Below are 14,957 nucleotides of genomic sequence, written 5' to 3' on the forward strand. Positions count from 1 at the left end.
AAGCGTCAGAGGATCTTCAGCATGCGGGTGTTCCCGAGGGTGTTCGGCTTGACCCGGGCCAGGTCGAGGAACTCCGCGACCCCTTCGTCCGACGAGCGGACCAGTTCGGCGTAGACCTCGGGCGGGACGACGCTCTCGCCGATCTCCAGGTACCCGTGCTTCGCGAAGAAATCGACCTCGAAGGTCAGGCAGAAGATCCGGGCGACACCGAGTTCGCGAGCGTCGTGCTCCAGGGCTTCGAGCATCCGGTGCCCGACGCGCTTGTGGATCCACTGCTCGTCCAGGGCGAGCGTTCGCACCTCGGCGATGTCGTCCCAGAAGACGGCGAGCGCGCCGCACCCGATGGGGGTGCCGTCGGGCCCTTCGGCGATCCGGAACTGCTGGATCGAGCCGTACAGGGCGACGTTCTCCTTGCCGAGCAGGATGCGCCGGTCGACGTAGGGGGCGATGAGCCGCTGGATGTGCGGGACGTCCGAGGCGAGCGCCGGACGCACGAGGATCCCGTGCTCGTCACGCTCGTGGAACGCGTGCTTCCCGTGCTCTGTCATCCGCACCACACTACTGCGCAGCCAACAGGCGAGAACAGCACCACAGGGGGACAGCCCCGCTGAGTGCCGCCCAGGTCGAGCGGCCTACCGTCCGGTGCATGCCTCAGATCATCGAAACCGTCGACGTCAACGTCCCCGTCCGCCAGGCCTACGACCAGTGGACCCGTTTCGAGGAGTTCCCGCACTTCCTCGACGAGGTCGAGAAGATCGTCCAGGTCGACGACAAGACCACCGACTGGACCGTGAAGGTCGCCGGCCAGGTTCGTGAGTTCCGCGCCCTGATCACCGAGCAGCACCCCGACGAGCGAGTCGCGTGGACCGTCAAGGACGGCGAGACCGAGCACGCCGGCGTCGTGACCTTCCACAAGCTCTCGGACGCCGAGACGCGTGTGACCGTGCAGATCGACTGGGAGCCCTCCGGCATCCTCGAGAAGCTCGGCTCCGCCGTCGGCGTCGGCGGCCACGCCGTCAAGAAGGACCTGCAGAACTACAAGGAGCGCGTCGAGAACGCACCGACCCAGCCGGGCTGGCGCGGCGACGTGCAGGCGTAGTCGGCACCCCACGACGGACGGGAGGCGCGGTGCCAGCGGGCACCGCGCCTCCCGTCCGTCGTTCCCCCGTTCGGCATCCCCCCATCGAAATGCCGACCTGACGAGCGAGCGCGAGCCTGGCAGAGTGGTGACACCGGCCGCCGCGCTGGTTCAGTTTTATCATGTCTGAGACAGATGTGAGAGTGGGGACACGTGATCGAGTACAACGACGACGACGCGCACCGACGGGAACTGTCGCGCAAGCTGCAGCTCCTGATGGACGTCGTCGAGGCGAACTCCGGCCAGCGACCGCCGTACAAGGAGATCGCCGCCGAGGTCGAGGCGCAGGGTGCGTCGATGAGCCGACCGCGTTGGGGGTACATGCTCGGCGGCAACGGGCCCGCCGTGCGAGACCCGCGCCTCCTCGCGGCCCTCGCGTCGTACTTCGGCGTGCCGGCCGAGTACCTGACGGACGCCGCGGGCAACACGGACGTGCCGGAGCGGGTGCAGGCGCAGCTGGAACTCGTGCTCGAACTCCGCAAGCGCGAGGTGGTCGCGTTCGCCACCCGTCGCCTGGGCGAGTTCGCCTCGGCCGACGAGATCCGCGACTTCACCGAGCACCTGCGCCGGCTGGACGAGTCGGGCACCACACCGTGAGCGGGTACCGGGACCGCTTCGGCGCCCTCCGCCGGCAGGCCGAGGCCCGTCGCCGCGTGCAGCGCCTCGGCCTCCCCCGCCGACTGTCCCTGCCGGAGCTGACGGCCCGCGCCGAGGCCGCCCTCGGGAAGCCGATCCACGTGCGCACCACCGAACTACCCGGCGACCTGTCCGCGCGGCTCATCCAGCGCACCGACCACGCCCTGCTCGAGACCCGGCCCGGCCTGTCCGAGCGCTCCCGGGTGGCCTGCGTGCTGCACGAGCTCGCCCACGTGTTCATGGACGACGGCGGCTGCGACCACCAGGCGTACACCGGGCTGCTCAGCGGCAGGACGGCGTTCACCCGCTCGCTCGACACCCCGCACGAGCAGGCCGTCGAGCTCGTCGCGGACCAGCTCGCGCTCCGGATCGGCCTGCTCGACCCCGAAGGCCAGCCCGGGATCTTCCGGTGACGCGATGACACTGCACGTCTGGGGATCGATCCCGGTCTGGCTCATCCTGACGGTGCTCGTCGTCCGGCTGTTCCTGGTGCGCACCCAGTCGGCGAGCGTGACCTGGCTCATGGTCTGCTGCAGCTTCGTCGCCGTCGGTCTGACGATCAACCAGCCCGACGTCACCACGTTCCTCGCCGATGTGACGCACGTACCGAACATCGCGGACCTGCTCGGCCGGTGTCTGATGGTGTGCGGCTTGTTCGCACTCGCGCAGTCGGTCGAGGCCGCCGCTCGTTCCGCCAAGCTCCTGCGCCCCGGCCGGATCACCAGCTGCGTGCTCGTGCTCATCGCGCTCGTCGTGCTGTTCAGCCTGGTCGACGCACCGACCCCCACGGCGCAGTTCATGACGGTCTACGGCGACCAGCTGCCGACCGCCCTGTACTCCGCCGTCGAGATGACCTACATCGCGGTCGTCATCGCCCGGTCCGCCGTCGCCGTGCTGCGCGGGTTCCGGAGCGACGACGGTCTCGGTCGCCTGTACTGGCTCTTCGTCGTCGGCGCCGCCGGCCTGGTGCTGCTCGCGGCCGTCGCGATCGCCCTCGACGCCGTGCACGTGGCCGGTGCCGACGGCGCGGTCGGAGTCCTGTCGACGCTCTACACCCCGGTCTTCCTGGGCTCCATGGTCCTGCTCGCCATCGGCGCCGCGGGCGGCGTGCTGCCCGACGCCGCTCGCGAGTTCCGTGACTGGCGAGACGCCCGGGTCCGGTTCCGTGCGCTCGAGCCGGAGCTCCTCCGACTCGAGCGGGCCTCGGGCAACACCGGGCTCTACTTCACGATCGTGTGGCAGCGTCGCCAGTGGCGGAGCCGGCAGCACCGGCTCTCCGTCGAGATCGAAGACCGCGCGCGCGAGGCCGGGCAGGACGTCCCAGCGGCTGCGACGCTCACCACGGCACGACTCAGGGAGCTTTCATGACCGGCGCACGCATCACCGCACTCGGCACCGCGGCGGGAGTGGTCGGCGCACTCGGGCTCGGTGCCTTCGTCGCCCGGCGGCTGCTGTTCCCGACGCCGTACTCCGCGACCGCCACGGTCCGCAGTTCCACCGACACCGAGGTCGAGCTCGCCGCCAGCCGCGACACCCGGCTGCCGGGCACCTACGACCTGCAGCGGGACGGCACCCGGGTGCAGGTCGGCGCCATCGTCGGCGGGAGCACGGAGACCGGGGCCAGCAGCGACAGTGACACCGTCCGCCGCAGCGTCACCGGCGCCGTGACGCCCGGTGTGTGGGCCTGGGACGCCCTGCGGTACGACGGACCGGACGACGTCCCCGGTGACGAGCCCGAGGCCGCCACGACCCACGTGGTCCACGTGCACGGCCAGTCGCTCGGCCCACGCCAGGTCCTCCGCGGCCTCGGGGTCTGGCGCACGCTCGGTGCCACGTCCGAGGTCCTCGACACCACCGGCCTGCCGCTCCGCTCCCTCGACCCGCAGGCCGCCGACCGCATCGTCGGCGCCGTCCGTGCCGCCCGTGCCCGCGGTGTGCAGCGCGTGGTCCTGCAGGGCTGGTCCGCTGGCGCACTCGCCTGCTCGGTCGCCGCCGCACGCGTCGACGTCGACGGGCTCGTGGGCGTCTCGCCACTGCTCGACGTCGGCTCGGCACTCCGCGGCGCGGTCCGCGCGGCGCACCTGCCCGGCTTCGTCGGCACCGTCGCAGCGCGCATCGCGACCACCCCGGCGCTGTCCCGGCTCGCCGGGGCGCCGAAGCCGGTCACGACCACGGCCTGGCAGGACTCGTCGACGCCGACGCTCCTGCTCCACTCCGAGGCCGACGCCCTGGTCGCCGCCGACGACGTGGCCGCGGTCACCGCTCGGCAGCACGCCGCGTCCGTCGGGTTCCAGACGGCCCCGCACACGCTCGAGTGGAACGAGGACCCGGAGCGCTGGGAGAGCGCCGTCCGCGACTTCGCCGCGGGGCTGCCGGACGGCTCCTGAGACGCTGGCGCCCGGGAACGCGCAACGGCCCCGGTCTGCGAACAGACCGGGGCCGGCTGCGACTCGATCCGTTGGGGGGAACCGATCGAGTGCACCGCGCGAGGAGTTGGGGGGAACGTCTCGCGCGTGACCCTCACAGTACCCCCGGACGAGGGTGGGGGAACGTACGACGCGCAGATCGGCCTGCCCGGATCTGCACGCGGCCCGTGAGCGGGCCGAACGACAGACGGGAGGCCCGGTGCCAGCTGGCACCGGGCCTCCCGTCTGCGGAGCGTCGGGTCCTAGGACTCGATCTCACCCTGGGGCGTGTCGGTCACGGCCGCCTCGACGGCGGCTGCGCCCGCGAGCACCTCTTCGCGGCCCGGCTGACGCCCGGTCTCGAAGTGGAACGCACCGTCGACGAAGTCGACCTTCACGTGGTCCCCGGCGTTGAGCTCACCCTGCAGGATGTGCTCGGACAGCTGGTCTTCGATCTCGTGCTGCATCGCGCGGCGGAGCGGGCGAGCACCGAGGGACGGGTCGAACCCGACCTTGATGAGCTGCTCCTTGGCGGGGAGCGTGAGCTCCACCGTCATGTCGCGGTCGAGCAGACGGTCGGCCAGACGCTTGACGAACAGGTCCACGATCTGCAGCAGCTCGGGCTGCGAGAGCTGCGGGAACACGATCGTGTCGTCGACACGGTTCAGGAACTCCGGCTTGAAGTGCTTCTTGAGCTCCTCGTTGACCTTGCCGCGCATGCGGTCGTAGCCGACGGCCGAGTCACCCTCGACCTGGAAGCCCACCGGGCCACCGGCGATTCCCTGCGAACCGAGGTTCGTGGTCATGATGATGACGGTGTTCTTGAAGTCGACCACGCGGCCCTGACCGTCGGTGAGACGGCCTTCCTCGAGCACCTGCAGCAGCGAGTTGAAGATGTCCGGGTGGGCCTTCTCGATCTCGTCGAACAGGACCACGGAGAACGGCTTGCGGCGCACCTTCTCGGTGAGCTGGCCGCCCTCCTCGAACCCGACGAACCCGGGAGGGGCACCGAACAGACGCGAGACGGTGTGCTTCTCACCGAACTCCGACATGTCGAGGGAGATCAGTGCGCCCTCGTCGTCGAACAGGAACTCGGCGAGGGCCTTCGCGAGCTCGGTCTTCCCGACGCCCGTGGGGCCGGCGAAGATGAACGAGCCGGAGGGACGGTTCGGGTCCTTCAGGCCGGCACGGGTGCGGCGGATGGTCTTGGAGAGGGCCGAGATGGCCTCTTCCTGACCGATGACGCGCTGGTGCAGGGCCTTCTCCATGAAGACGAGACGCGAGGTCTCCTCTTCGGTGAGCTTGAACACCGGGATGCCCGTGGCCTGCGCCAGGACCTCGGCGATGATGCCCTCGTCGACGGTGCCGGACGCGGCGACGTCACCTGCACGCCACTGCTTCTCGAGGCGGAGACGCTCGCCGAGGAGCTTCTTCTCCTCGTCGCGCAGGCTCGCGGCCTTCTCGAAGTCCTGCTCCTCGATGGCGGCTTCCTTCGACCCGCGGACCGTCGAGATCTTCTCGTCGAACTCGCGGAGCTCCGGCGGCGCCGACAGGATCGACAGACGCAGGCGAGCGCCGGCCTCGTCGATCAGGTCGATGGCCTTGTCCGGCAGGAAGCGGTCCTGCACGTAACGGTCCGCCAGGTTCGCCGCGGAGACGATCGCCCCGTCGGTGATGGACACCTTGTGGAACGCCTCGTACTTGTCGCGGAGGCCCTTGAGGATGTTGATGGTGTGCGGCAACGACGGCTCGTTGACCTGCACCGACTGGAAGCGACGCTCGAGCGCGGCGTCCTTCTCGAAGTGCTTGCGGTACTCGTCGAGCGTGGTGGCACCGATGGTCTGGAGCTCACCGCGGGCGAGGAGCGGCTTGAGGATCGAGGCGGCGTCGATCGCGCCCTCGGCGGCACCCGCACCCACGAGGGTGTGGATCTCGTCGATGAAGACGATGATGTCGCCGCGGGTGCGGATCTCCTTCGTGACCTTCTTCAGGCGCTCCTCGAAGTCTCCGCGGTAGCGGGACCCGGCGATGAGCGACCCGAGGTCGAGCGAGTAGAGCTGCTTGTCCTTCAGCGTCTCGGGCACGTCGCCCTTGACGATCGCCTGCGCGAGGCCCTCGACGACGGCGGTCTTGCCGACGCCGGGCTCACCGATCAGGACGGGGTTGTTCTTGGAGCGGCGGGAGAGGATCTGCATGACCCGCTCCATCTCCTTCTCGCGACCGATGACCGGGTCGAGCTTGCCGTCGCGCGCCGCCTGGGTGAGGTTCCGACCGAACTGGTCGAGGACCTGCGAACCCTGCTGCGCGTTCTGCTGCTGCTCGCCTCCGACGGCGACGGCTTCCTTGCCCTGGTACCCGGACAGGAGCTGGATGACCTGCTGGCGGACCCGGTTCAGGTCGGCGCCGAGCTTCACGAGCACCTGGGCTGCGACACCCTCGCCCTCGCGGATCAGGCCGAGCAGGATGTGCTCGGTGCCGATGTAGTTGTGACCGAGCTGCAGCGCCTCGCGCAGGGACAGCTCGAGCACCTTCTTCGCGCGCGGCGTGAACGGGATGTGCCCCGTCGGCTGCTGCTGGCCCTGGCCGATGATGTCCTGGACCTGCTCGCGGACGGCATCGAGCGAGATGCCGAGCGACTCCAGCGCCTTGGCGGCGACGCCCTCGCCCTCGTGGATGAGGCCGAGGAGGATGTGCTCGGTGCCGATGTAGTTGTGGTTGAGCATCTTCGCTTCTTCTTGAGCGAGGACGACAACACGACGGGCCCGGTCGGTGAATCTCTCGAACATGTGCTCTCCCTTGGCCCCTCGTGAGCGGAGCCGACGCTGTGCCGGAATCGTGTGACTCCGGCCAAGTACTTCGAGAGTAACCAGCGCTCAGCCCCTGGGCTGCCCCTGTTCGCCGTGGGCGTGACCAGGGTGCGTCTTGTGCGCAGTGAGCGAACGAGAAGACGGATCGGAGGCCCGTGGCGGGGTCCGCCACGGGCCTCCCGTCCTCTTCGTGGGTCGCGTCCCAGGCCTGCCGCACCGCGCGACGCAGGGCGCGCGGGGAAGGTCCGCTCGGTAGCATCCGAGCATGGAGCAGCCCGTCGTCGGCCTCGTCGTCCACCCGACCAAGAACGTGCAGGAGTCCGTCGTGACCCTGCAGCGCTGGAACGCGTCCGGCCGGGGCGAACTCCTCGCCCGCCGTGCGGACGCGCAGCGCCTCGGAGGCGGGGTGGAGGTGGTCGAGGACGACGACTTCACGGACCGCGTCGACCTGGTCGTGGCGCTCGGCGGTGACGGCACGATGCTCGGGTCCATGCGACTCGTTGCCAAGCGCCCGGTGCCCGTGCTCGGGGTGAACTACGGGAACGTCGGGTTCCTGGTCGAGATCGAGCCGCCCGAGCTCGAGGTCGCGTTGGAACGACTGTCCGCCGGTCAGTACCAGCTCGAACCCCACCACGCACTCGAGGCCCGGCTGTCCTGGGGTGGCGCACGGACCGACTACCTGGCGTTCAACGACCTGACCATCGTCCGGCGGCCCGGGGCCGGGCAGGTCTCGGCCGACCTCAGCGTCGGCGGGCTCGGGTACGGCTACTACCGCGCCGACGCCATCGTGGCCGCGACCCCCGCTGGGTCCACCGCCTACAACTACGCCGCTGGCGGCCCGGTGCTCTCCCCCGCGCTGTCCGGGTCCGTGGTGACCCCGGTCGCGCCGATGGCCGGGATCGACCGGTCCGTGGTGCTCGCCGCCCGGGAGCGCTACCGGTTCGACATCGCCGAAGGCACCCGGAGCGCGGCGCTCGAGGTCGACGGGCTCGTCGTGGGTGAGGTCGCCACCGGAGCCCAGATCGACATGCGCCTGCGGAAGGACGCCGGCAGCGTCGTGCGACTGGACGCCGAGCGGCACGGGCGCACGGGCCGCGTGAAGCTCAGCCTGCTCGACCTGCCGGTCCGCCCCGACCAGCTCATCGAGCTCATCCCGAACGACCTGCGGCAGAAGCTGGGGCGCGAAATCGACGAGTGAGGCCGGGGAACGTGAATGGCCCGCCCGAGCAGTGCTCGAGCGGGCCGTCCCATCACCCCACCGGATCGTCTTCCCACAGAACGACCCGGTTTCCCCGCGCCGGCACGGGTGAGCGCGCCGGCGGAAGTCCACTGACCTAGTCGGTCAGGTACAGCTGCATGTCCTGCGAGACCGCCTTGGCGAACAGGCGCAGCTTGGCGCGCGACTCCACCCGGCTGACGGCCTGGCGGGTCGTGTGCACGATCTTGGAGATCTCGTCGAGGGTCATCGGCTTGTCGTCGTCCAGGCCGTAGCGCATGCGGATGACGTTGGCCTCGTCGCTGGGCAGCTCGGCGACGATGGAGCGGATGTCGCGGTGCAGCAGCGTCGTCTCGGTCAGTTCGTTCGGGGACGCGGCGTCCTCGTCCTCGATGAAGTCGCCCAGCTCGCTGTCGTCGGAGTCGCCGACGACGGTGTGGATCGAGACCGGCTCGTGCGAGCGACCCTTGAGGTCGACGAGTTCCTCGACGCTCATGCTCAGCTCGGCGGCGACCTCTTCGGGCATCGGCGCACGGCCGAGGTCGACGGTCAGGTCACGCTCGGTGCGCGAGATCTTGTTGATCAGCTCGACGGTGTGCACCGGGATGCGGATCGTGCGGGCCTTGTCGGCGAGACCACGCGAGATCGCCTGGCGGATCCACCACGTGGCGTACGTCGAGAACTTGTAGCCCTGCGTGAAGTCGAACTTCTCGACGGCGCGGACCAGGCCGAGGTTGCCCTCCTGGATGACGTCCATGAACGGCAGGCCGCGCTGCGAGTAGCGCTTGGCGATGCTGACGACCAGGCGGAGGTTCGAGGTGATCATCCGCTCCTTGGCGCGCTCGCCGTCACGGACGAGCCAGCGGAGTTCACGCTGCAGGGTCTTCGGCAGGCCCTTCTCGGTTGCGAGCTTCTCCTCGGCGAAGAGCCCGACCTCGATGCGACGGGCGATCTGCGCTTCCTCCTCGGCGGTGAGGAGCGAGAGGCGGCCGATGTGACGCAGGTAGTCGCCGACCTGGTCGACGGAGGCGCCGCGGACACCGGCGAGCTGCTCGTCGGCCTCGACCTCGGTGTCGAGGGAGGTGGTGGCGGACTCGGCGGTCGCGGTCTTCGATGCCGATGCCTTCTTCGTGGCAGTGCGGCGGGTGGTGCTGGGTGCAGCCGTTGCGATCGTCATGGTGTTTCTCCCTGCGTTCGACGGTGATGGCTTCGTGGGGTGTTGCCGGGGGTGCTGATGAGTAAAGCGGTCGGGAGGTGTACCCCACAAATCGTTCGGAGCGATTCTCAGGGATCTCCGTGCTTCGTCATCCAAACCGTCCCCCGCGGGGTACAGCCCACCGGCAGTCTCGTCCCCCACACCGCCGCAGATCAAGCGCATGACGTGATGTTTCCGGCGTTGCAGGGGTGTTTCGTCGGCGTTTCGCACCATGTACCCCGCAGCAGTGCGTCCTGCGGACATGCGAAAGGGGTACGTCCGACCCGATCTGTCCGATCTGGTCGTCGTACCCCGAATACCGAATGGGTGGGGGTCACCAGGAGGGTTCGAGCCACCCGTCCCGGCGCTTGGACACCTCGAGGTCGGCGTCCCGGTCGAACTCGTCGTACTCGCTCTCGATGTCACCGACGAGGCTGCGGCCGGTGAAGGGTGTGGTTGTCATGCGGACGATGCTCACCCCGGCACGCGTCGGCGAGGTGAACGGTGCGTGACGGGGCGTCGGCGCTCAGACGTCGAGGTCGTCGACGTCGCCGTCGTCATCGACGCCGGGACGATCACGGGGCGACGCGCGCACGACGGACACCGGGTGCCCGAAGGCGTCCTCCAGGTCGAGGTCGTCGAGGTCGTCGACGGGCTCCGGGAAGGTCGGCATGCGCGACAGACTCACACCACGTGGTGAACGCGGGGTGAAGTGGAACGTGCGCTGGCGGCTACTCGGCGGACGTCGGAGCCGGCGCGGGGTAGCCGTGCTCACGCTCGAAGCGGGCGCGTTCCTCGGCCTCGACCTTGGCGTACGCGGCACGCTCGGTCCGGTCGGCACGCATGATCGCGCGCATCACGAACCAGAAGATCAGGCCGACGACGATGGTCGGCGTCAGGGCGAAGACGATCCCGCTTACGACTCCTTCAGGCACCGGAGCATGGTACCCCGGGGAACCGACGGCTACTTCACCAGCGGGAAGAGGATCGTCTCGCGGATGCCGAGGCCCGTGATGGCCATCAGCAGCCGGTCGATCCCCATGCCCATGCCGCCAGACGGCGGCATCGCGTGCTCCAGGGCCCGCAGGAACTCCTCGTCGACGCGCATCGCCTCGGGGTCACCGCCGGCCGCGAGCTTCGCCTGCTCGACGAACCGCTCGCGCTGCACGACCGGGTCGACGAGCTCGGAGTACGCCGTGGCCAGCTCGAAGCCGCGGATGTACAGGTCCCACTTCTCGACGATGCCCGGACGGGTGCGGTGCTGTCGGGTGAGCGGCGAGGTGTCGACCGGGAAGTTCATGACGAAGGTCGGGCGGTCGAGCGAGTCGATGACGAAGTGCTCCCACAGCTCCTCGACGTACTTGCCGTGCGTGGCGTGGGCCACCTCGACGCCCTCGGCTTCGGCGAGCGCCTGCAGCTCGGACAGCGGGGTCTCCGGGGTGATCTCCCGCCCGGCGGCCTCGGACAGCGAGCCGTACATGTCGATGCGGGGCCATTCGCCACCGAGGTCGTACACGCTGCCGTCGGGCAGGGTGACCTCGAGCGACCCGCCGGTCACCGCACGGGTCGCGTTCTGCACGAGCTCCTGCGTCAGGTCGGCCATCTGCTCGTAGTTGCCGTACGCCTGGTACGCCTCGACCATCGCGAACTCGGGCGAGTGCGACGAGTCGGCGCCCTCGTTGCGGAAGTTCCGGTTGATCTCGAACACGCGGTCGATGCCGCCGACGACGGCGCGCTTCAGGAACAGCTCGGGTGCGATGCGCAGGAACAGCTCGGTGTCGAAGGCGTTCGAGTGCGTCACGAACGGTCGGGCCGAGGCACCGCCGTGCTGGGTCTGCAGCATCGGGGTCTCGACCTCGAGGTACTCGTGCGAGGTGAAGGTCTGGCGGAGCGACGTCATCACCGCGGCGCGGGCTCGGACGGTGGCGCGCGCTTCGTCGCGGACGATGAGGTCGAGGTAGCGCTGGCGGACCCGCGTCTCCTCGTTGAGCTCGTTGTGCAGGTTCGGCAGCGGCAGGATCGCCTTCGCCGCGATCGCCCAGTCGTCGACCATGATCGACAGCTCGCCCCGGCGCGAGGAGATCACACGGCCGTGCACGAACACGTGGTCGCCGAGGTCGACGAACTCCTTCCAGCGGGCGAGGGACTCCTCCCCCACCTCGGCCAGGGACACCATCGCCTGGATCCGGGAGCCGTCACCGGACTGCAGGGATGCGAAGCAGAGCTTGCCGGTGTTGCGCGAGAACACGACGCGGCCCGCGATGCCGACGACGTCCTGCGTCTCCTCGCCGGTCTCCAGGTGCGCGTACTGCTCGCGCACGGCTGGGATCGTCGTGCTGATGGGGAGCTCGGCGGGGTACGCCTCGATGCCGGACTCGAGCATCTTCGCCCGCTTGTCGAGCCGGACCTGTCGCTGCTCGCTGGTCTCCTGCTCGGCCAGTGCGGCGGCGTCGGCGATCGCGGTGTCGGGGGTGACGGTCTCGTCGGTCATGCGGGTGCGGCTCCGATGGTCGTGGGGGTCGGGGGAAATGCTACCCGCGCCGCGCTCCCGCCCCCGAACCGCTACAGCGTCGACTGCCCGTCGGCCGCCGTCAGCGCGTTGTCGACGGCGGAGCGGACGAGCGCTCCGAGGACACGCCCCGGATGCTCGACCCCGATGCCCGACAGCGTGCCGGCCGACTGGTCGACGATCGCGGTCGAGAAGCTCACGGCGGCCCGCACCGCGTCGGCGTACGCGGGTCGGTCCCCCTCGGCCACGACGAACGGCTCGGCGCCCATCTCCACCACGAGCGCCTGCGCGATCGGCAGCACGGGCGCTGGAGCGGTCACCGCGCAGTAGGCGTCACGCAGCCGCGACAGGTCGACGCTCGTGCCCGTGAACGCCATCGCCGGGTGGATCGCCAACGGGATCGCCCCGGCTGCCATCGCCGGAGCGAGGATCCCGACGCCGTGGTCCGGGCTCGTGTGCACGACGAGCTGCCCCGGCTGCCAGATCCCGGCGTCCGCCAGGCCCTGCACGAGCGACGCGAGCTGGTCGTCGGGCACCGCGAGCAGCACGAGTTCGCTCCGCTCGACCAGGTCCGGCGTCGCGAGCACGGGTGCGCCGGGCAGCATGGCCTCGGCACGGTCGCGGCTCTCGGCGGACACGGCGGTCACCCCGACCACCGCGTGCTCCGCGTTCGCCAGCGCGGCACCGAGGACCGGGCCGACCCGGCCCGCGCCGACGATCCCGACGCCGAGACGACCGGCCCTCATCGGACGGCTCCGGTGGGCGGCACGTCGGACCACCCCGGGCCGGGAGGCACGGTGCCGGGCCGCTGGTCCGCTGCCGGTCCGGCAGGGGTACCGGACCCGGGCACGGACAGGTCCGCGACGTCGGTGGCGGTGGTGGGGCGGGCCTCCCGTTCGCGCCAGCGGTGGCTGGTGTCGAGCGCGGCCGCCTCGACGGCGCGGTGGGTGGTCTCGGACCACAGTCGCTGCGCGTCCCGTGCGTCCAGGGCACCGACGCGCGCGGAGACCGGGCCGGCCACCGTGTGCACGTGGACGGCGGCGAGACGCAGCGCGCGCTCGAGCGGACCCTGCTCGACCTTGACGCTCTGCACCCGGGGCAGCGGCACGATGACGAGGGACCGCCAGACGGCGCCGAGGCGGAGCAGCACCGCGCCCTGCACGAACCGGTAGCCGTTGCGGCGGAACGCGAAGGGACGCAACCACGCGGCGCGACGCGGCGAGTGCACGAAGCCCCCGCGGTCACCGGTGGTCGTGAGGCTGTCGTCGACCACGTTGACGGCCTCGGCCGAGCCCTCGCGCATGGCCTCCTGCGAAGCCTGCGGGCCGGCGACGGCGGCACCGACGAGGCCGGGCAGGATGATGTCGAGGACCTCGCGGACGTCCGCCGCGGTGCCGACCGGCAGCACGATGGACGACACCTGCTGGTTGCTCGACGCGGCGTTGGCGGCGCTCGTTGCACGGTTGATGCGGATGTCCCACCAGCCGAACGGTCGCCACAGCAGGGGCTGCGCGACACTGACGGCGTGGATGCGGCCGGGCGGCAGGGTCTCGTTCGACGTCGAGATGAGCCCGAAGCCGATGCGGATGCCGTCGCGGGTCTCGGCGATCGTGTACTGCAGCGAGCGCGAGAACTTGCGGACGTAGTAGCTGCCGGCGCCGAGGACCGCGGGGAACAGACCGAACAACACCGCGTACTCGCCGGTCAGCACGACGCTGACGATCATCGCCACGATGACCAGCACCAGGAAGACCGTGGTGCCGGACAGCAGCATCGACGCGATCAACCGTCCGGGACGGACCTTGACGATGCGGGTGGCGTGCACCGCGGCGGGGTCGAGCTCGGGCGAGAACACCTCGTCCACGCGGTCCTGCAGCGCCCCGTGCGACTGCCTCGACGGACCGCCGTGCTCGTCGTCGTCCTTCGCGCCGGAGGCGAGCACGAGGATCCGCTGCCGCAGGTCGTCGGCGGCGCGCACCCCGAGGTAGGCGAGCTGCACGTTGGCGTCGTTGCCGGCCTGGGCGATCTCGAGCTTGGCGGTGCCGAAGAGCCGTGGCACGAGCGGCCGCTGGATGTTGATGCCCTGGATCCGGTCGAGCCGGGCCTTGCGGTGGTTCCGGAACAGCACGCCGGAGCGCACCTCGACGATCTCGCCGGTGACCCGGAACTCGTGCATGCGCCAGGACAGGTAGAACAACCCGATCAGCACGAGCAGGAACACCGCCAGGCCGAGCAGGACCCACCCGAGGACACCGTGCTCCCACACGTAGCGGACGGGGTCGCCGTCCTCGCCCCGCTGCCCCCCGGGGATGAAGAACTCGACGAGCTGGTCCCGCAGGCTGTTCAGCACGTACCCGAGGATCACGATCAGGAAGATCCCGCCCTTGAGCAGCGGGGTGAGCGGGTGCAGGCGGTGCCACTCGCCGTCGGTCAGGGGCGCGGCGGCCGCGGCGTCACCCTTCGTGGGCGGCGCCGGCGGGGCGGGCGGCGGGGTGCCGGGTCGGAACGTCACCGGGTCCCCTACAGTCCGGCGCGGCGGGACTCGGCGAGCTCGACGAGTCGGTCGCGCAGCTCGTCGGCGTCGGCCGCGGGGACTCCGGGGATGCGCACGTTCGTCGCGGCGGCCGCGGTCACGAACTTCAGCTCGCTCATGCCGAGCGCCCGGTCGAGCGGCCCACGGGCGACGTCGACCAGCTGCATGCGTCCGTACGGCACGGCGGTGAACCGCTGCCACATCAGGCCCCGTCGGACGATCAGGTCGTCGTCGCGGAGCGCGTACCCGATGGCGCGGACCCGTCGCGGGGTCAGGGCGGCGGTGATCGCCGTGATGACGGCGACGGCCGCGCCGATGGCGATCCAGACCGTGCCGGCACCGGAACCGAAGCCGTCGTTGACCACGCCGATGAGCACACAGCCGGCCGTGACCACCACACCGATCACGAGCGTGGTGATGAGTTCGGTCCACACGAGCTTCACGGACACCCGGTGCCAGCTGATGGCACCGAGGCCGAGGCCCGGCTCGTCGAGTCGTTCACGCGGCATCGCGGGCCT

Annotated in this window: 16 protein-coding genes; 6 read left to right on the forward strand and 10 right to left on the reverse strand. The window is 70.4% G+C overall.

The genetic code is table 11. The features are described 5' to 3' along the window. Nucleotides 1-5: 5 nt before the first annotated feature. Complete coding sequence (locus tag ITJ56_RS12325) at nt 6-548, reverse strand: amino-acid N-acetyltransferase (protein ID WP_194630909.1); 543 nt, start codon at nt 546-548, stop codon at nt 6-8. Nucleotides 549-646: 98 nt separating this feature from the next. On the opposite strand from ITJ56_RS12325, the gene ITJ56_RS12330 reads away from it, so the two are divergent. The 5 genes from ITJ56_RS12330 (at nt 647) to ITJ56_RS12350 (ending at nt 4,161) form a co-directional block, all read left to right on the forward strand. Beyond that, entirely contained in the window at nt 647-1,099 is a 453-nt protein-coding gene (locus ITJ56_RS12330) for an SRPBCC family protein (RefSeq protein WP_194630910.1), read from the forward strand. A gap of 192 nt (nt 1,100-1,291) precedes the next feature. Then, on the forward strand, nt 1,292-1,735 hold the full coding sequence (locus ITJ56_RS12335; RefSeq protein WP_194630911.1) for a hypothetical protein: 444 nt from the start codon (nt 1,292-1,294) through the stop codon (nt 1,733-1,735). After that, entirely contained in the window at nt 1,732-2,187 is a 456-nt protein-coding gene (locus ITJ56_RS12340) for a hypothetical protein (RefSeq protein ID WP_194630912.1), read from the forward strand. Before ITJ56_RS12335 ends, ITJ56_RS12340 begins: the two co-directional genes overlap by 4 nt. A gap of 4 nt (nt 2,188-2,191) precedes the next feature. Beyond that, the gene (locus tag ITJ56_RS12345) at nt 2,192-3,142 is read left to right on the forward strand and encodes a hypothetical protein (protein ID WP_194630913.1); all 951 of its coding nucleotides are present in this window, start codon (nt 2,192-2,194) and stop codon (nt 3,140-3,142) included. Further along, complete coding sequence (locus ITJ56_RS12350) at nt 3,139-4,161, forward strand: hypothetical protein (protein ID WP_194630914.1); 1,023 nt, start codon at nt 3,139-3,141, stop codon at nt 4,159-4,161. Before ITJ56_RS12345 ends, ITJ56_RS12350 begins: the two co-directional genes overlap by 4 nt. Before the next feature lie 281 nt (nt 4,162-4,442). Here ITJ56_RS12350 and ITJ56_RS12355 read toward each other — a convergent pair whose 3' ends face one another. Next, nucleotides 4,443-6,965 (reverse strand): ATP-dependent Clp protease ATP-binding subunit, encoded by a 2,523-nt coding sequence (locus ITJ56_RS12355; RefSeq protein ID WP_194630915.1) that lies wholly within the window; start codon nt 6,963-6,965, stop codon nt 4,443-4,445. A 286-nt stretch (nt 6,966-7,251) separates the two neighbouring features. Between ITJ56_RS12355 and ITJ56_RS12360 the strand changes: the two genes are divergently transcribed. Next, entirely contained in the window at nt 7,252-8,184 is a 933-nt protein-coding gene (locus ITJ56_RS12360) for an NAD(+)/NADH kinase (RefSeq protein WP_194630916.1), read from the forward strand. Between the two features lie 136 nt (nt 8,185-8,320). Here the strand turns inward: ITJ56_RS12360 and ITJ56_RS12365 are convergent, their stop codons facing one another. From ITJ56_RS12365 to ITJ56_RS12395, 8 genes are all read right to left on the reverse strand, one after another. Beyond that, nucleotides 8,321-9,379 carry a sigma-70 family RNA polymerase sigma factor gene (locus tag ITJ56_RS12365; RefSeq protein WP_194630917.1) on the reverse strand — a complete coding sequence of 353 codons (1,059 nt, stop codon included), beginning with the start codon at nt 9,377-9,379 and terminating at the stop codon, nt 8,321-8,323. A 352-nt stretch (nt 9,380-9,731) separates the two neighbouring features. Next, nucleotides 9,732-9,860 carry a hypothetical protein gene (locus tag ITJ56_RS18735; protein ID WP_267239042.1) on the reverse strand — a complete coding sequence of 43 codons (129 nt, stop codon included), beginning with the start codon at nt 9,858-9,860 and terminating at the stop codon, nt 9,732-9,734. Nucleotides 9,861-9,923: 63 nt separating this feature from the next. Then, a complete protein-coding gene (locus tag ITJ56_RS12370) occupies nt 9,924-10,070 on the reverse strand; it encodes a hypothetical protein (protein ID WP_194630918.1) in 147 nt (48 codons plus the stop codon). Between the two features lie 58 nt (nt 10,071-10,128). Further along, the gene (locus ITJ56_RS12375) at nt 10,129-10,332 is read right to left on the reverse strand and encodes a hypothetical protein (protein WP_194630919.1); all 204 of its coding nucleotides are present in this window, start codon (nt 10,330-10,332) and stop codon (nt 10,129-10,131) included. Between the two features lie 29 nt (nt 10,333-10,361). Continuing rightward, a complete protein-coding gene (gene lysS / locus ITJ56_RS12380; RefSeq protein ID WP_194630920.1) occupies nt 10,362-11,888 on the reverse strand; it encodes a lysine--tRNA ligase in 1,527 nt (508 codons plus the stop codon). A gap of 71 nt (nt 11,889-11,959) precedes the next feature. Further along, nucleotides 11,960-12,652: a Rossmann-like and DUF2520 domain-containing protein gene (locus tag ITJ56_RS12385; protein ID WP_194630921.1), complete on the reverse strand. Its 693-nt coding sequence runs from the start codon at nt 12,650-12,652 to the stop codon at nt 11,960-11,962. Then, nucleotides 12,649-14,418 (reverse strand): PH domain-containing protein, encoded by a 1,770-nt coding sequence (locus tag ITJ56_RS12390; protein ID WP_194630922.1) that lies wholly within the window; start codon nt 14,416-14,418, stop codon nt 12,649-12,651. Before ITJ56_RS12390 ends, ITJ56_RS12385 begins: the two co-directional genes overlap by 4 nt. An 8-nt stretch (nt 14,419-14,426) precedes the next feature. Continuing rightward, nucleotides 14,427-14,948 (reverse strand): PH domain-containing protein, encoded by a 522-nt coding sequence (locus tag ITJ56_RS12395; protein WP_194630923.1) that lies wholly within the window; start codon nt 14,946-14,948, stop codon nt 14,427-14,429. Nucleotides 14,949-14,957 lie beyond the last annotated feature (9 nt).

It is taken from the genome of Curtobacterium sp. VKM Ac-1376, assembly GCF_015351025.1.
Lineage (GTDB): Bacteria > Actinomycetota > Actinomycetes > Actinomycetales > Microbacteriaceae > Curtobacterium.

Excerpts from the sequence above, each read along its gene's own strand:
- ITJ56_RS12325 (WP_194630909.1), bottom strand. The coding sequence starts at position 548 with ATGACAGAGCACGGGAAGCACGCGTTCCACGAGCGTGACGAGCACGGG.
- ITJ56_RS12330 (WP_194630910.1), top strand. The coding sequence starts at position 647 with ATGCCTCAGATCATCGAAACCGTCGACGTCAACGTCCCCGTCCGCCAG.
- ITJ56_RS12345 (WP_194630913.1), top strand. The coding sequence starts at position 2,192 with ATGACACTGCACGTCTGGGGATCGATCCCGGTCTGGCTCATCCTGACG.
- ITJ56_RS12350 (WP_194630914.1), top strand. The coding sequence starts at position 3,139 with ATGACCGGCGCACGCATCACCGCACTCGGCACCGCGGCGGGAGTGGTC.
- ITJ56_RS12355 (WP_194630915.1), bottom strand. The coding sequence starts at position 6,965 with ATGTTCGAGAGATTCACCGACCGGGCCCGTCGTGTTGTCGTCCTCGCT.
- ITJ56_RS12360 (WP_194630916.1), top strand. The coding sequence starts at position 7,252 with ATGGAGCAGCCCGTCGTCGGCCTCGTCGTCCACCCGACCAAGAACGTG.
- ITJ56_RS12365 (WP_194630917.1), bottom strand. The coding sequence starts at position 9,379 with ATGACGATCGCAACGGCTGCACCCAGCACCACCCGCCGCACTGCCACG.
- ITJ56_RS18735 (WP_267239042.1), bottom strand. The coding sequence starts at position 9,860 with ATGACAACCACACCCTTCACCGGCCGCAGCCTCGTCGGTGACATCGAG.
- ITJ56_RS12370 (WP_194630918.1), bottom strand. The coding sequence starts at position 10,070 with ATGCCGACCTTCCCGGAGCCCGTCGACGACCTCGACGACCTCGACCTG.
- lysS (WP_194630920.1), bottom strand. The coding sequence starts at position 11,888 with ATGACCGACGAGACCGTCACCCCCGACACCGCGATCGCCGACGCCGCC.
- ITJ56_RS12385 (WP_194630921.1), bottom strand. The coding sequence starts at position 12,652 with ATGAGGGCCGGTCGTCTCGGCGTCGGGATCGTCGGCGCGGGCCGGGTC.
- ITJ56_RS12395 (WP_194630923.1), bottom strand. The coding sequence starts at position 14,948 with ATGCCGCGTGAACGACTCGACGAGCCGGGCCTCGGCCTCGGTGCCATC.